The organism is Leptobacterium flavescens (genome assembly GCF_010671605.1).
Classification (GTDB): domain Bacteria; phylum Bacteroidota; class Bacteroidia; order Flavobacteriales; family Flavobacteriaceae; genus Leptobacterium; species Leptobacterium flavescens.
Window position 1 is genome coordinate 411,278 of sequence record NZ_JAABOO010000003.1, and the last position, 16,340, is coordinate 427,617.

Consider the following 16,340-nt stretch of genomic DNA (forward strand, 5'->3'; position numbering starts at 1 on the left):
TTAGTAACTATTTGGGCGCAAAATTATTTTAAATATAAGAAATTAAATTTTTCTTAATCAAAAAGCTGTGTAACAAAGCTTTCCGGCGCCACCGAGTTATTTACGTTAAAATCACCTATTTTGGTTCTTCTCAATGCAGATAAATATGCTCCTGAATCCAGGGCTTTCCCGAAATCATGGGCTAAAGATCTGATATAAGTGCCTTTACTGCAAACTACCCTGAAATCTACTGCGGGTAATGCAATTCGCGTGATCTCGAATTCGCTGATGGTTATTTTCCGGGCTTCGATCTTTACCTCTTTCCCTTCTCTGGCGAACTCGTATAAACGCTTACCGTCCTTTTTTAAAGCAGAAAATATGGGAGGATACTGCTCAATCTCACCTGTAAACTGCTCTGTAGTCTTCCTGATCAGTTCTTCACTGATATGTTCGGTGGGGAAGTGTTTGTCGATCTCGGTCTCCATATCATAGGAGGGCCGGGTTGCTCCCAGGGTAAACGTACCTGTGTATTCTTTTACCTGTCCCTGGTATTCGGGGATCTTTTTGGTAAACTTCCCTGTGCAAATGATCAGCAGGCCGCTGGCAAGCGGATCCAGGGTACCGGCGTGCCCCACCTTTATTTTTTTAAGGTTGAATTTTTTACGGATTGCCCATTTTATCTTATTCACCGCCTGAAAAGAAGACCATTCCAGGGGTTTGTCTATCAACAATAGCTGTCCGTTCTTAAAATCCTCCTCTGTTAGCATCTTGTATCAATTTAAAAAAGCATAAATAATGGCAATAGCTCCTACGATAAGGCAGTATACCGCAAAATAGGTAAGCTTGCTCTTTTTTACCAGTTGTATCATCCAGGTACAAGCCAGCAAACCGGATAGAAAAGCGGCAATAAAGCCTATGATCATTGGGGTAAGCTGTTTGCTTTCGTAGGTGATCCCTCCATCCATGATGGTTTTGGCAATACTTCCGAAAATAAGGGGAACGACCATTAAAAATGAAAATCTGGCTGCTCTTGTTTTATCTATCCCCAGTAAAACCGAAGTAGAAATAGTGGCCCCACTCCTGGATATACCGGGAAGAACGGCAATTGCCTGGGAAACACCAATAATAAAGGCATTGTTATAGGTGACATTTTTAGTGGTGTCTTTAGCTTTATCTGCAAGGAAAAGCAACAGGGCAGTGATCATCAGCATAAAACCTACCAGTTGTATGTTCTCTCCGAATAATTCCTCTAGCTGTTCTTCGAAAAACAGACCTATAAAAACCGCCGGGATCATAGATATAATGATCTTTAGCGAGAATTTCGATTCCTCGTTCCATTTAAACTGAAAAAGCCCTTTTATAATTTCCATCACTTCTTTTCTAAAGACCACTATGGTACTCAGTGCAGTTGCAAAATGCAGTACGATAGTGAATAACAGGCTTTCTTCCGGAACGGAATTGTCTCCCAGAATGGCTTTTCCCAATTCGAGGTGACCGCTGGATGAAACAGGGAGGAATTCGGTTAATCCCTGAATGATACCCAGAATGATCGCATCAATAGTATCCATGAATGCTTTTGGTTTTCAGATGGTAAAAGTTGTTTACCTGCAATTATTTATTTGAATCAGATGATTTGCTTTTGTCCGGATTTAAAAGGATGGCATATACTTCTATGGCAAAACCGATAAGTACAAGGGTGGGAGCAAGACGGATACGTCTGAAACTAAAGATCTCCGGATTAAAGACATTAGGATCCTTGCTTCCTCCGCCACTCATCAGAAAAAACCCGAGAGCAATAAATGCCAGGCCTATAAACATAAACAGATAGTTCTTCCTCTGAAAGATAAAGACAGAAGGTTGTGTTTTCTTAGCCTGGGGATTGTTTTTATTCTTGCTCATAATGCAAATTTAATAATATAAATCGTCTGTTCTTAAGTTTAAAAAGCGCTGGGTAGCAAAAAAAGTACTGATCCAGGTAATTACCACCCCGGCAATAAAGATCCCGGAGAAGAGAACCACCAGTAAAATAGGGTCTTCCAGTAAGCGCAGTTCCGGGAGTTTAGTGTCAAAATAATACAGGACACCTGCCATAGCCATAAGGGCAACAACAGACCCTATCATTCCCAGCTGCACACTCTTTATAATAAATGGCTTACGAATAAATCTCTTCGTGGCACCCACCATTTGCATGGTCTTGATGATAAAACGCCTTGAGTAAATGGAAAGCCGGATTGAACTGTTGATCAGCAATACCGCAATCAGCATAAAAACGGCACTGGTAACAAGGATCCACAGGCTTAGCCTTTTTACATTATCGCTTAGCAGGGATATTAAAGGTTTGTCATAGGAAACTTCGGCAACATAATCTTTGGTAGTGATCTCGTTGGCAATCTCCTCTACCTTATCGGGAGCAACATAATCTGCTTTTAAATGCACATCCATAGAATTCTGAAGAGGATTGTACCCCAGGAATTCCATAAAATTCTCGCCGATATCCTTACTGTGGGATTCCGCAGCGGCTTCCTTGGAAATAAACTCTACAGATTTGGTGTATTCGGCCAGGGTAAGGCTCTTCTGAAGCTGATTGATCTCTACCTCCTTGGCATTGTCCTTAATAAAGACAGTAATAGCTACCTGTTCCTTAAAATGATCGGCCAGTTTTTTGGTATTGAGAACTAACATGCCCAGAACCCCTAATAAAAAGAGTACCAGGGCAATACTTAGTATCACCGAAAAATATGAAGAAATCAATTTTCTTTTCTGATATTTTTCAAAAGATCTACTCATGCTGAACTGCTGCTAATTCGCGTAAAAATAGTAAAAAGCTTTGTTTTAAATCTATTTTTCCGGAAGTTAAATTAAGTGGATTGTTGTTACAATATGGCGTCTCGATCGTTTAACAACAAAACCGCAAACAATGATACAACCAATCATTAAAACAGAAAATCTTTGCTTTTCGTATTCAAAATCTAAAAATGATATTTCTGCCCTGGATCTGGAAGTGCCCAGGGGAAGTGTTTATGGCTTTTTGGGACCTAACGGATCGGGGAAAACCACCACTATCAGGCTCCTTCTCGGTTTACTGAGAAAACAAAAAGGAAGCATTTCATTATTCGGACAGCCGTTTGAGGAAAACCGGATCGACAATCTGGCCCGGGTGGGAGCACTCATCGAAAACCCTTCACTTTACGGCCATCTGAACGCCAGGGAGAACCTGAAAATAGCTGCCAGGTACAGGGGAGGTGTCCCGAAAAACAGGATAGAAGAGGTTCTGGAGATCGTCAAGCTTTCTTATGTGAAAAAGAAAAAGGTAAAAGCTTTTTCCCTCGGAATGAAGCAACGGCTTGGTTTGGCCATTTCCTTGCTGAATAAACCGGAATTACTCATTCTGGATGAGCCTGCAAACGGATTGGATCCAAAAGGGATCATAGAAATGCGGTCCCTGATCCGGGAACTCAATGAACAGCACGATACCACCATTTTTATCTCAAGTCACCTCTTAAGTGAAATAGAGAAGACCTGTTCTCATGTGGGGATCATCAGGGAAGGTAAGATGCTCTTTCAGAACACGGTTGCGGCCCTGAAGAATTCTCAAACAGGAAAACTGGTTGTAGAGATCGAGACCAATGATACTTCTTCTGCAAGTGAAATAGCGAAAGAGCTGCAAATGAACCCGGATATTGCCGATGAACAATCCCTCAATGTGGTGATTAATCGTAAGGATGAGATCCCCGGGCTTATTGATAATCTCAGAAACCGTCAGATTGCAGTTTATCAGGTAAGGATCAAAGATAACCTGGAAGAATTATTCCTTTCTCTAACCGAAAACTAAAAACCATGAATTCATTATCATATTTTCTTTCGAGTACCAAGAACGAGACCGTTAAATTAAAGAGGACATTTGCCTTTTGGCTATCGGTGATAGGGGCTTTTTTTATTCCGCTGATCTATCTTCTATATTACCTGCTTAAATACGAGAAACTGATCCCTAAAGAAGGAGAGAATCCGTGGGACAGCTTTATGACCAGTCAAATTACGGCGGCTTCCCCTTTGCTTATCCCCATGTTTATTATTCTGGTAACCAGCCTTATTGTTCAGATTGAGCATAAATCCCTGTCCGTAAAGCATCTTTTTACCCTGCCCATTCCCAAATGGAGTGTGTATTTCGGGAAACTCTTCATCGTATTGGGACTGGTGTTGTTTACCTATGTTTTATTTGCATTGCTGGTTTTTATAGTAGGATATACTGTTGGCGGGGTTCACGGAGAACTTCAGATGTGGGAGCATACTCCAAATGTTTCCCTGTTTGTAAAACTACTCTTCAGATCTTTTATCTCTGTTCTGGGGATCATCGGACTTCAGTTCTGGCTGAGCTTCAGGTTTAAGAATTTTATCGTTCCCCTGGGAATAGGAATGGTCCTTTTTATAACAGGCCTTATTGTTTATCAGGCAAAAGAATCAATATACTACCCCTATGCATATAGTATGCTGAGTTTATTCCCGCTGGACAGCAAAGATGTAAATGCCATGGTCTGGTTCCCGAGGGTGGCCTTGTACAGTATAGGCTATTTTCTGTTGTTCTCGGTTTTAGGTTTTCTGGATATCAGGCGAATGAATATAAAGTGATTTTTAATCCCTAAAATGAGTACATTTATTCTGTTGAATTTAAGACAGACTAAATGAATATAGCGATCTACGGAATCGGAGGTGTTGGAGGGTATTTTGGAGGAAAACTTGCCAAAGCCGGTTTTAATACCACTTTTATTGCCCGGGGAGCACATCTGGAGGCGATCCGGAAAAACGGACTGGAAGTAAAAAGTATTTACGGCGATTTTAAGACCAGCCCTACTCTGGCTACCGATGATATAAGTACTCTTAAGGATGCAGACCTGATCCTTCTGGGAGTTAAATCCTGGCAGGTTGAAGATATTGCCAGACAGATAAAACCTTACCTGCATAAAGAGACTGTGGTACTTCCGTTGCAGAACGGAGCGGATAATGCCGATAAATTGCTCAGCGTACTGGAAGATCATCAGGTACTGGCCGGACTCTGCAGGATCATAAGCTTTGTGGAAAGCCCGGGCATTATAAAACACGCGGCATTTCATCCGCAGGTACTCTTCGGGGAAATGAATAATGAAAAAACAGATCGGGTTAAAGAGATAAAATCCGTTTTCGATCAGGCTGATTTTGATAACCGAATTGCCGATGACATTCACCTGGAGATATGGAGGAAATTCCTCTTTATTGCAACCATAAGTGGGATAGGTGGCCTGACCAGATCTGTAATAGGAATAATGCGGGAAAGCAAAGGGATCCGGAAGATCATGGAGGATACCGCACAGGAGATCGTGCAGGTGGCCAATAAAAAAGGAATTGCCCTGAGCCATCAGGATGTGGAGAATACATTTAAGGCGATTGATAAACAAACTTACGATACAACAGCCTCCATGCAACGCGATATTATGGAGGGAAAAGCTTCGGAACTGGAGAATTTTAACGGCTATATTGTAAAAGAAGGGGAGCGTCTGGGAGTTTCTACTCCCATAAACGCTTTTATTTACCATTGCCTTTTACCTATGGAAGAAAAAGCAAGAGAAAAAAGCTGAAGTTTTTTCTGCTTGACTGTCAGTAACTTATAGGTTTTTACTTACTTCTTGTTCAAAAATTTCATGATAATGGCACAGTTCTTGGAAAATGTGCTGGAAATAAATAAAAACCCATTATTATGAAAAAACTATTATTTTTTTTGAGTGTAAGTTTATTGGCAGTAGGTGCAAATGCGCAGGATGTAAAATTCGGTGTTAAAGGCGGACTTAACGTAGCTAATATTACAGGTTCGGATATCAGCCTTGATTCCAGGATCAGCCTTCACCTGGGGGTGACCTCCGAAATTAGCCTGACCGATAAATTCTCACTCCAACCCGAATTACTGTATTCTGCCCAGGGAAGCGATATAGGAGACCTGATTACCATCGAACTGGATTATCTGTCCTTACCTATTCTGGCAAAGTACTATATAGCAGATGGCTTTAGCGTGGAAGCAGGACCGCAATTCTCTTTTTTGGTAAATGACAATGTTTCTTTTGACGATGGCCTGGGAGGGCAAACTGTAGATATAGACGCTAACAGTTTTGACCTGGGAGCCAGCCTGGGACTGGGGTATAAATTTGATATGGGGATATTTACCCAGGCAAGATACACTATAGGAATTACCGCCCTGGATGAGAATCCGGATATCAGGAACGGGAACTTCCAGCTTTCTGTAGGATATCAGTTCTAGGAAGAAGCTGAATTTTAAATATAGAGGCGGTCGGAAGTGATAATTTCCGGCCGTACTTTTTTATAAGCCTTTTAAACTTTTCTCTTTCAACTAATAGGCTTATTTTTGCGGAAATTTTAATGTAATGCAATGTCAGGCTGTAACTGCCGGGATCCCGGCCCAAGCAGTGTGACATTAGTTTTTTAGTAAACGGGATGAAGTACGATTTCAACGAAATTGAAGCCAAATGGCAAAAATTCTGGGCAGAGAACCAGACCTTTAAAGCAGAGAATAATTCAGACAAGCCGAAATATTATGTTTTGGATATGTTTCCTTACCCTTCAGGGGCAGGACTGCACGTAGGGCATCCGCTGGGATATATTGCCAGTGATATCTATGCGCGTTTTAAGCGTCATCAGGGCTTTAATGTACTGCATCCGCAGGGATACGATTCTTTCGGACTTCCGGCAGAACAATATGCTATCCAGACCGGGCAGCATCCCGCAATTACAACAGAAACCAATATAAAAAGATATAGAGAGCAACTGGATAAGATCGGGTTTTCATTCGACTGGAGCCGGGAGGTACGTACATCCGATCCGGCCTATTACAAATGGACGCAGTGGATCTTTATTCAATTGTTTAACTCATGGTATAATGAGGATACGGATAAGTCGGAAGATATTTCAACCCTGACCACCCGTTTTGAAAATGAAGGGAATAAGACCGTAAATGCCAGCTGTGATGCCGATACTCCTGAGTTTACAGCCGAAGAATGGAAGGCATTTTCATCCGAAGAACAACAAAGGATATTATTAAAATACAGGCTTACCTATCTGGCGGAGACTGAAGTAAACTGGTGTCCTGCTTTAGGTACTGTACTTGCCAATGACGAGATCGTAAATGGAGTTTCCGAAAGAGGAGGGCATCCGGTGATCCGTAAAAAAATGACGCAGTGGAGTATGCGTATCACTGCCTTTTCAGAACGCCTGCTTCAGGGACTCGAAACCATCGACTGGCCGGAGCCTTTAAAGGAAAGTCAACGTAACTGGATCGGCAAGTCGGTAGGAGCTTCTGTAAAATTCAAGATAGACGGACACGACGAGTGGATCGAGGTATTTACCACCCGCCCAGATACTATTTTCGGGGCGAGCTTTATGACCCTGGCTCCGGAACATGATTTCGTGGCTAAGATCACTACTGCAGAACAAAAGGAAGAAGTTGAGGCTTATGTGGAAGCAACCGCGAAGCGCAGTGAGCGGGAACGAATGGCCGATGTAAAGACCATCTCAGGAGCCTTTACCGGAGCTTATGCCATACATCCGTTCAGCGGAAAGAAAGTACCGATCTGGATAGGAGATTACGTCCTTGCCAGCTATGGTACTGGAGCAGTAATGGCCGTACCTTGTGGAGATCAGCGCGATTACGATTTTGCAAAACATTATAATATAGAGATCCCCAATATTTTTGACGGGGTAGACATTAGCGAAGAAGCTTTTGCCGATAAGGAAAACACCCGTATTGGGAATTCAGACTTTCTTAACGGCCTTGGTTATAAGGAGGCAGTTAAAAAGGCTATTGAAGAACTGGAAAAAATAGGCCAGGGAAAAGGAAAGGTAAATTACCGCCTGCGTGATGCGGTATTCAGCCGTCAGCGTTATTGGGGAGAACCTTTCCCGGTATATTATGTGAACGGACTTCCGCAGATGATAGATGCAGCGCACCTGCCATTGGAATTACCGGAAGTAGAAAAGTACCTGCCTACGGAAACGGGAGAACCGCCTTTAGGGAATGCAGAACTATGGGCCTGGGATTCCGAAAACAACCGTGTGGTAGCCAATGAGAAGATAGATCACAAAACCGTTTTCCCGCTGGAGTTAAATACCATGCCGGGATGGGCCGGAAGTTCCTATTACTTTAACCGCTATATGGATGCGGCCAATAAAGATGAGATATTCTCTGAGGAAGCTATTGACTACTGGAAGCAGGTGGACCTTTATATAGGTGGAAGCGAGCATGCCACAGGGCATTTGCTTTACGCTCGTTTCTGGCAGAAGTTCTTATTTGATAAGGGGATAGTACCTGTTGATGAATTTGCTAAAAAGCTTATCAACCAGGGAATGATCTTAGGAACAAGCGCTATTGTTTACCGAATTAGCGGAACCAATAAATATGTTTCCAAAAACCTGAAGGACGACTATGAGGTTGAAGAATTGAGGGTAGATGTAAACATGGTGAATGCTTCTGATGAAATTAAAATAGAAGATCTTAAGAACTGGCAGCCTCAGTTTAGTGATGCGGAGTTTATTTTGGAGGATGGCAAATACATTGTCGGACGGGAGATCGAAAAAATGTCTAAACGATGGTTTAATGTAGTTAACCCGGATGATATCTGTGAAGATTACGGTGCCGATACCCTACGTCTGTATGAGATGTTCCTCGGGCCACTGGAACAGGCTAAACCATGGAATACAGCAGGAATTACGGGAGTATTCTCTTTCCTTAAGAAATTGTGGAAGCTTTATCATAACGGAGACGGCTTTAATGTTTCGGACGCGGAACCTTCCAAAGATTCTTTAAAGACCCTGCACAAGACCATTAAAAAGGTAACCGAAGATATAGACAACTTCTCCTTTAATACTTCTGTGAGTTCCTTTATGATAGCCGTAAACGAACTGACAGCTCAGAAATGTAACAGCAGGGCTATTCTGGAGCCACTAGCTATTGTTATTTCGCCTTATGCACCTCATATTGCCGAAGAGCTGTGGCAGAAGCTGGGTCATACTACATCTGTAGCCTATGCTCCCTTCCCGGTATTCGAGAAGAAACACCTGGTGGAGAGCAATAAGGAATACCCGGTTTCCTTTAACGGGAAGATGCGTTTTAAGATAGAATTGCCGTTGGATTTTGGAAAAGAGGAAGTGGAAAAAGCGGTTCTTGCAGACGAACGTACTCAAAACCAATTACAAGGACGTGAGCCGAAGAAGGTTATTGTAGTTCATGGGAGAATTGTGAATATTGTCGGATAATTTTGGAAAACTTTAACGTATGGTGATATGTTTGGGAAACCAAATCTAAAAACCCATACTTAATGAAAAAGTTTTACCCCCTGGCAATTATTGCCATTAGCTTTTTTATGCTGTCCTGTTCAGACGACAGCGAATCTCCAGACACAATTGCAGAACAAACATTAATGGGCACCGTAATGGGCGATCCTTTTCTGGCTACCGGAGGCAAGGCCTTTGTAAACCCGAACGGATCTATTTCGTTATCTGTTACCAATACGGTGGCGGACTGCAGTACCGATATTCTGGATTTTGTTTATTACGTATCTGCCGACGTTCCCAACAGGATCGGCTTTCACAGGAATGTGATCGTCATCTTCGGAAAGGAGAACGAAGCACCTTTAAATGTGCTTAACTCTATTGTAGAGATCACCGAGATCACTGCAACCGAGTTGACCGGAAAGATCAAAAGTATTTCTTCAACCGACGACAACAGGGTTGAAGGCTCATTTACGATAAGTTTATGTACATCCTGATAAGCTGAAGAGCTGTTTTCGGGATTTTCCTGACAAAATATCAGTTTGTTAAAACCTCGCCAAGATTGGCGGGGTTTTTGCTTTTTATATCGTATCTTTAATTGTAAATTTTAAATTATGTGGATAGGGTATTATATATTGATAGGAGCTATTGGTTTGGTAAGTATGCTTGTAAGCCAGAAGCTGAAAAGTAAATTCAGGCATTACTCTAAAGTACAATTGAGAAATGGAATGAGTGGTGCGGAGATTGCAGAGAAAATGCTACAGGATCACGGGATCAATGATGTAAAGGTCATTTCTACCCCGGGGATGCTGACAGATCATTATAATCCGAAAAATAAAACAGTTAACCTCAGTGAAGGGGTATATCATCAGCGAAATGCGGCGGCAGCTGCAGTTGCTGCACACGAATGCGGGCACGCGGTACAACATGCCCAGGCCTATGAATGGCTGCAAATGCGGTCCAGGCTGGTACCTGTGGTAAGCGTGGCTTCGGGAATGTCTGTATGGGTTATTTTCGGAGGTATTGTACTGGGAGCTTCAACGGCACTCGGATATTGGGTGGCCATTGCAGGTCTTGTGATGTTTGCCTTCGGAACTCTTTTCAGTTTTGTTACCCTGCCGGTAGAATACGATGCGAGTAACAGGGCGTTAGCATGGCTGAAAAATAAGCATATGGTAAGCCAGGAAGAATATAAAGGAGCCGAGGATTCCCTGAAATGGGCGGCAAGGACCTATGTGGTTGCTGCAATCGGATCTCTGGCTACCTTACTTTATTTTGCCTTAAGGGTAATGGGGAGCAGAGATTAAACAGAAAGAAGATATTATAATTAAAAAGCCCTGACATGACCGTCAGGGCTTTTTAGTACCAAACAAATTAATTAAATTATTCTCAAATTACTAGTGGATTATACGTAGCTATCAAATCTTCTTTTTCATTATACTAACTCTTCACTGCTGCTTTTAATTCCCAGGTCGTTGTGAAGATAAATTTCTATTGCTTCCATAAACCTTTCTTCTTCCAGAAGGCGGTATACATTATCTAAAGCTTCTCTTTCGAAATTCATTGTTTTTTTCTTTTGGTCGGGCAAAAAATAAAAACCTAACAGGCTGTGGGTAAATTAATTATAAGTATTGTTTGAATAAAAAAAGAGTCCTGAGACTTTAGAATGTAAAGTGAACTCAGGACTCCTTGTTTTTGCGGATACCTCTGCGGGTATTCCGGTTCTTTATGCGTGGTAATAACGCTCTCTGTAGATCTTACCATCTCTCCAGGTAGTTGCAACTGCCTGTTGTGAAAGCATGGTTTCTCCGTTTTTAAGTTTTAATTCCATCTCTGCAGTATAGAACGATTTATCTCCGTCAACAGCTACATCATATACATCGTATCTTACGAATTCTGCAAGTTGCTCATCAATAAATTTCTGCTCGAAATCAAGGTTGAATTGTTTCCCTGCTTTAGGAGCATCATTAGCTTCTCTTAACTCTACATCGTCGTGCAGATATGTTTCCATAGCTTCAATGAATTTCCCTTCTCCTAATAGTTGATGAACGTGGTCTAAAGACTCTTTTATTGTTTTACTCATTTGTTTTGTATTTTGATTTTTTACTTTGATTTTAACTCGAAAATTTAGTCGCAGGAAAAAACCATCCTTACAAAACGGCTGTTCTGATGGGTTGAGAAAACAGAGGTTTATATTTTTATCTGCCTGTCTATCTGTTGGTTAAGGGAGATAAAGGTTTCTGTGCGGGAAACCCCTTCTATAACCTGTATTTTGTGATTGAGCAGGCTCATCAGGTGTTCGTTATCGCGGCAGAGGATCTTGATAAGGATACTCCAGTTTCCGGTTGTATAATGGCACTCCAGTACCTCGGGAATATCTTTGAGCTGTCTTACCGCTTCCGGATTCCGGATGGCCTTGTCCAGGTAGATCCCGATAAAGGCCATGGTAGAATAACCCAGGACTTTGGGGTTAATGATAAACTTGGAGCCCGAAATGAGCCTGGAGGCTTCCAGTTTTCTTAATCGCTGATGGATGGCGGCTCCGGATATTCCTATTTTACGGGCAATTTCAAGGATGGGTTTTCTCGCATCCTTCATAAGATAACGAAGGATCTCTTTGTCGATCCCATCGATTTCTACAGTTTCGTTAGTTATTTTCATAGTTTATGTTTCGAATATTAACGAAATATAGAAAAATAATATCAAACAGGAAGGTCAGCCCGCTACATTGTCCGGATTATAACCCAGATAGGGAACTTCACGTTCCTTAAAAATTATACCGTACTCCTGTAATTCTTCAAGGATGGGCTCGTAAACCTCCTTGTTTATGGGGATCTGCACTCCGGGGCTCTTTATAATGCCGTTAAGGATCTGTAAAGTAGCGATCGCTACCGGAAGGCCCACAGTTTTTGCCATGGCTGTATAGGTCCTGTCTTCTCCCAGGGCTACCATATGCGAATCGACCTGATATTTTTTACCATCCAGTTCGTAACCGAACTTGTGATACATCATGATCATATCTTTATCTTCCGGTTCCAGCATCCAGCTGTCCTCGAGTATCTTCTGAAGCATTTGGGCCGGTGTGGCATCTTTGAGTCCTACTTTTTTGTTTTTGTCAAAAAGATTAAGCTCCAGTAATTTCCCCCACATAATATCGTCCTGATCTATTTTGAGGTAATGCCTCAATTTGAGTTCTACGGAGTCGGTGGGTGAATACGGAAGGAAGGAATTGGTAAAATCGCGATAGCTCATGTTTTCACTGCCTTCCAGGATATAACTGTCGTCGGTCATTCCCAGTTGCACGAACATATTCCAGGCTTTGGAAAAACCTACCCTTCGGATGGTTCCCCGGTAGAGGGTCAGGATATCGTTTAAACCGTATACAGATCTGTATTTAAGCGAATCCCTGTTGGCATAAGCTTCAAAAATGCCATATCCGTTAATATCTAGGAATTCCGTACGCCTGAATAATTTATGATACGGAATATATTTATAGGCTCCTTCCTGAATGAATTTGGCGGCACCTCCCTGACCGGCAAGAACTACATTCCTCGGATTCCAGGTAAATTTATAGTTCCACAAGTTGGTATCGCTTTCCGGAGCTACCAGTCCCCCTGTAAAGGATTCGAACAGGATCATCTTCCCGCCTTTGGCCCTGATATCATCTATCACCTGCATGGCACTCATATGATCGATTCCAGGATCTACTCCTATTTCATTCATAAAAACCAGTCCTTTGGCTTTTACTTCTTCGTTTAAGGCTTCCATTTCCTTACTCACATAAGATGCGGTTACCATATTCTTATTATGGGCAACACAATCCTTGGCCACTTCTATATGCAGCCTGGCCGGAAGCATAGATACCACGATATCTGCATTCTGAATAGCTTTTTGACGCTCTTCCTTTTTAAAGATGTCCAGTTTAAGCGCTGTAGAATTGGGATGGTTATTAAGGATGGCCTGAGCATTTCCCAGCTCCAGATCGCCCACAATAAGGTGTAAATTCTCCTTTTCGGATTTATCTAAAAAATATTGAATGAGGTAGGAAGTAGATTTTCCTGCTCCTATGATCAAAATATTTCTCATAACGATTTTTGTTCAGTAATTTTGTGTCGAAAATAATAACACGAATGTAGCAAAATGTTACATTTATAATGAAAAGATGAGTTGAAGTTATGAACAAAACAATTTTGAGTGTTGCTGCTTTATTGGGTTTTTTAACTGTAGCGATAGGAGCTTTCGGAGCTCACGGCCTGGAAAAATTAGTAGCGGCAGACGATCTGGCCACTTTTGAGACAGGCGTAAAATATCAGATGTATCACACTTTGGTCTTATTGTTTTTGGGAATTGTTCCTGTTCTGACCGAAAAAACAAAAAAAACACTTTTCTATCTCTTCCTTTCGGGAATAATTTTGTTCTCCGGATCCATCTACGGATTGGCTACAAATGAGCTCAGTTCCTTTAACTTTAAAAGCATTGGTTTTGTAACTCCGATCGGTGGAACATTGCTCCTAATCGGTTGGGGGATAATGTTCTATAAATTTATAAAACTCAAGACCAAATAAAATTCTTCCTCAAACGTTTGAAATATAATTAATTCTTACTTTTGCAGAGTAAATCACAACACAATCAGCTATATCTATGGCAACGAATACACTTTTTTCGAAATCGATTTCGCTTGAAGAGTACGGAATCAAAAATTCTAAGATCTTTTATCAGCTAACGCCAGATCAATTACATCAGATAACTATTGAAAAGGAACAAGGGAAGGAAGCTTCCTCAGGAGCCCTGGCGGTAAACACAGGAGAGTTTACAGGACGATCCCCTCAGGATCGTTTTATTGTTAAGGACGATATTACAGCCGATAAAGTTTGGTGGGGAAATATCAATATCCCTTTTGATGCAGATAAGTTTGATAAGCTTTACGATAAAGTAACTGCTTATTTGTCTGAAAAAGAAGTATTCGTAAGAGATTGCTTCGCATGTGCAGATCCTAATTACAAGTTGAGTATCCGTGTAATTAACGAATACCCGTGGTCTAATATGTTTGCAAACAATATGTTTATCAGACCAACGGAAGAGCAACTTAAGGATTTCGATCCTACATGGACCGTGATCAATGCTCCCGGCTTTATGGCCGATGCAGAGATAGACGAAACGCGTCAGCACAACTTTGCTATCCTGAACTTTGGTAAAAAGATCGCGCTTATAGGAGGAACAGGTTATACGGGAGAGATCAAGAAAGGGATCTTCTCTGCATTGAACTTCGAACTTCCTGTATTTCACAACACCCTTCCGATGCACTGTAGTGCCAATGTAGGTGAGGATGGTGAAACGGCTATTTTCTTCGGACTTTCAGGTACGGGAAAAACAACGCTTTCTGCTGATCCTGATCGCAAACTTATCGGAGATGATGAGCACGGATGGACCAATGAGAATACCGTTTTTAACTTTGAAGGCGGATGTTACGCTAAAGTGATCAACCTTTCTCAGGAAAATGAACCGGATATTTACAATGCCATTAAAAAAGGAGCTATCCTGGAGAATATCATCATGGATGAGAATGGCAATGTAGATTTCGAGAATACTTCTATCACACAGAATACAAGGGTAAGTTACCCGATAGATCATATTAATAATATTCAGGTACCTTCTATAGGTTATAAACCTAAGAATATTTTCTTCTTAACAGCAGATGCTTTTGGTGTTCTGCCTCCGATCTCCAAGTTAACTCCGGGACAGGCGGCATATCACTTTATCTCGGGATATACGGCCAAAGTGGCTGGAACGGAAGCAGGGATCAATGAACCTGTACCTTCCTTCTCAGCTTGCTTCGGAGCGCCGTTTATGCCTTTGCATCCTACCAAATATGCAGAGATGCTAAGTAAGAAGATGCAGGAGGCCGGAGTAAATGTATGGCTGGTAAACACTGGATGGACCGGAGGTCCTTACGGTGTTGGTCATAGGATGAAACTTAAGTACACCAGAGCTATGATCGCTGCAGCTATGAACGGAGAGCTTGGAGAGGTTAATTATGAGAATTACCATATCCATTCTGTTTTCGGTGTTGCACAGCCCAGAACATGTCCTGGTGTTCCGACAGAGGTGTTGAGTCCGAGAAGGACCTGGAATAATGACGAAGGTTATTATGAAAAAGCACACCAGCTGGCAAATGCGTTTAAAGAGAACTTCAAGAAATTCGAATCCTTTGCAAATAAGGAAACCTTAGAAGGGGGACCTAAATAGGAAAGAGAAGAATAATGATATAAAAAAACCTCCGGATCCGGAGGTTTTTTTTATTCGGCTTATTTTTTATTGACCGAACTTATATATTTTTCTAGAGCCATGGTCATAGATGGGGTCTCCGGGGTCGGAGCCTGAATATCTATTCTGAGGCCTGAATCATTCGCAGCTTTAACTGTTGTATTTCCAAAAACAGCAATACGGGTATTGTTCTGCTCGAAATCGGGGAAATTCTTAAATAAGGATTCTATTCCCGACGGACTGAAGAAAACGAGGATATCGTAATATACATTTCTTAAGTCAGATAGGTCACTGATCACCGTCTTGTAAAGGATAGCTCTTTTCCAGTCTACTTTCAGATCGTCAAGCGTCTGAGGAACGATAGGTTTTAGAACATCCGATGACGGAAGAAGGAATTTCTCATCCTTATACTTTTTGATAAGGGGAGAAAGATCGTTAAAGGTTCTCTTGCCTACGTAGATCTTACGCTTTCTGTAAACAACGTATTTCTGAAGATAGTAAGCCACAGCTTCAGACTGACAGAAATACTTCATCGTGTCCGGCACTTTGAAGCGCATTTCTTCGGCAATCCTGAAAAAGTGGTCTACAGAATTTCTGCTGGTAAGGACAATAGCAGTGAAATTAGAGAGATCTATCTTCTGCTGTCTTACATCTTTTGCGTTAACACCTTCTACGTGGATGAAAGGTCTAAAATCGATTTTAACTTTTTGCTTTTCTATAAGCTGCAAGTAAGGCGAATTTTCTACTTTAGGTTCGGGCTGAGAAACCAAAATTGTCTTCACTTTCATATA

At 41.7% G+C, this 16,340-nt stretch carries 18 protein-coding genes; 9 read left to right on the top strand and 9 right to left on the bottom strand.

What is annotated here, in order from left to right; genetic code table 11:
* Positions 1-53: 53 nt before the first annotated feature.
* From truB to GWK08_RS14095, 4 genes are read right to left on the bottom strand one after another with little or no spacing between them, the layout of a single operon-like run.
* A complete protein-coding gene (gene truB, locus GWK08_RS14080; RefSeq protein ID WP_163607864.1) occupies positions 54-746 on the bottom strand; it encodes a tRNA pseudouridine(55) synthase TruB in 693 nt (230 codons plus the stop codon).
* Positions 747-752: 6 nt separating this feature from the next.
* The gene (gene uppP / locus GWK08_RS14085; RefSeq protein ID WP_163607865.1) at positions 753-1,547 is read right to left on the bottom strand and encodes an undecaprenyl-diphosphatase UppP; all 795 of its coding nucleotides are present in this window, start codon (positions 1,545-1,547) and stop codon (positions 753-755) included.
* Between the two features lie 43 nt (positions 1,548-1,590).
* Positions 1,591-1,878, bottom strand: a complete 288-nt coding sequence (locus GWK08_RS14090) for a DUF3098 domain-containing protein (protein ID WP_163607866.1) — start codon at positions 1,876-1,878, stop codon at positions 1,591-1,593.
* Between the two features lie 9 nt (positions 1,879-1,887).
* A complete protein-coding gene (locus GWK08_RS14095; protein ID WP_163607867.1) occupies positions 1,888-2,766 on the bottom strand; it encodes a cell division protein FtsX in 879 nt (292 codons plus the stop codon).
* A 130-nt stretch (positions 2,767-2,896) separates the two neighbouring features.
* On the opposite strand from GWK08_RS14095, the gene GWK08_RS14100 reads away from it, so the two are divergent.
* From GWK08_RS14100 to GWK08_RS14130, 7 genes are all read left to right on the top strand, one after another.
* Complete coding sequence (locus tag GWK08_RS14100) at positions 2,897-3,811, top strand: ABC transporter ATP-binding protein (RefSeq protein ID WP_163607868.1); 915 nt, start codon at positions 2,897-2,899, stop codon at positions 3,809-3,811.
* Positions 3,812-3,816: 5 nt separating this feature from the next.
* Positions 3,817-4,605, top strand: a complete 789-nt coding sequence (locus GWK08_RS14105; RefSeq protein ID WP_163607869.1) for an ABC transporter permease — start codon at positions 3,817-3,819, stop codon at positions 4,603-4,605.
* Between the two features lie 53 nt (positions 4,606-4,658).
* Entirely contained in the window at positions 4,659-5,588 is a 930-nt protein-coding gene (locus GWK08_RS14110; protein WP_163607870.1) for a ketopantoate reductase family protein, read from the top strand.
* 119 nt (positions 5,589-5,707) lie between these two features.
* Positions 5,708-6,262, top strand: a complete 555-nt coding sequence (locus GWK08_RS14115; protein WP_163607871.1) for a porin family protein — start codon at positions 5,708-5,710, stop codon at positions 6,260-6,262.
* A gap of 194 nt (positions 6,263-6,456) precedes the next feature.
* The gene (gene leuS / locus GWK08_RS14120) at positions 6,457-9,270 is read left to right on the top strand and encodes a leucine--tRNA ligase (RefSeq protein WP_163607872.1); all 2,814 of its coding nucleotides are present in this window, start codon (positions 6,457-6,459) and stop codon (positions 9,268-9,270) included.
* Between the two features lie 62 nt (positions 9,271-9,332).
* Positions 9,333-9,782 carry a hypothetical protein gene (locus GWK08_RS14125; RefSeq protein ID WP_163607873.1) on the top strand — a complete coding sequence of 150 codons (450 nt, stop codon included), beginning with the start codon at positions 9,333-9,335 and terminating at the stop codon, positions 9,780-9,782.
* Positions 9,783-9,899: 117 nt separating this feature from the next.
* Positions 9,900-10,592 (top strand): zinc metallopeptidase, encoded by a 693-nt coding sequence (locus tag GWK08_RS14130; protein ID WP_163607874.1) that lies wholly within the window; start codon positions 9,900-9,902, stop codon positions 10,590-10,592.
* A gap of 128 nt (positions 10,593-10,720) precedes the next feature.
* Here GWK08_RS14130 and GWK08_RS19340 read toward each other — a convergent pair whose 3' ends face one another.
* The 4 genes from GWK08_RS19340 to GWK08_RS14145 all read right to left on the bottom strand — a co-directional run bounded on the left by GWK08_RS19340 (position 10,721) and on the right by GWK08_RS14145 (position 13,371).
* Positions 10,721-10,849, bottom strand: coding sequence for a hypothetical protein (locus tag GWK08_RS19340; protein ID WP_262887812.1), 129 nt, complete (start codon positions 10,847-10,849; stop codon positions 10,721-10,723).
* A 162-nt stretch (positions 10,850-11,011) separates the two neighbouring features.
* The gene (locus GWK08_RS14135) at positions 11,012-11,368 is read right to left on the bottom strand and encodes a hypothetical protein (RefSeq protein ID WP_163607875.1); all 357 of its coding nucleotides are present in this window, start codon (positions 11,366-11,368) and stop codon (positions 11,012-11,014) included.
* A 107-nt stretch (positions 11,369-11,475) separates the two neighbouring features.
* A complete protein-coding gene (locus tag GWK08_RS14140) occupies positions 11,476-11,946 on the bottom strand; it encodes an Lrp/AsnC ligand binding domain-containing protein (RefSeq protein WP_163607876.1) in 471 nt (156 codons plus the stop codon).
* A 54-nt stretch (positions 11,947-12,000) separates the two neighbouring features.
* Positions 12,001-13,371, bottom strand: coding sequence for a saccharopine dehydrogenase family protein (locus tag GWK08_RS14145; protein ID WP_163607877.1), 1,371 nt, complete (start codon positions 13,369-13,371; stop codon positions 12,001-12,003).
* Positions 13,372-13,460: 89 nt separating this feature from the next.
* On the opposite strand from GWK08_RS14145, the gene GWK08_RS14150 reads away from it, so the two are divergent.
* Positions 13,461-13,850 (top strand): DUF423 domain-containing protein, encoded by a 390-nt coding sequence (locus GWK08_RS14150; RefSeq protein ID WP_163607878.1) that lies wholly within the window; start codon positions 13,461-13,463, stop codon positions 13,848-13,850.
* Positions 13,851-13,926: 76 nt separating this feature from the next.
* Entirely contained in the window at positions 13,927-15,531 is a 1,605-nt protein-coding gene (gene pckA, locus GWK08_RS14155; protein ID WP_163607879.1) for a phosphoenolpyruvate carboxykinase (ATP), read from the top strand.
* Between the two features lie 59 nt (positions 15,532-15,590).
* Here the strand turns inward: pckA and GWK08_RS14160 are convergent, their stop codons facing one another.
* Positions 15,591-16,337: a uroporphyrinogen-III synthase gene (locus GWK08_RS14160; protein ID WP_163607880.1), complete on the bottom strand. Its 747-nt coding sequence runs from the start codon at positions 16,335-16,337 to the stop codon at positions 15,591-15,593.
* Between the last annotated feature and the right edge of the window lie 3 nt (positions 16,338-16,340).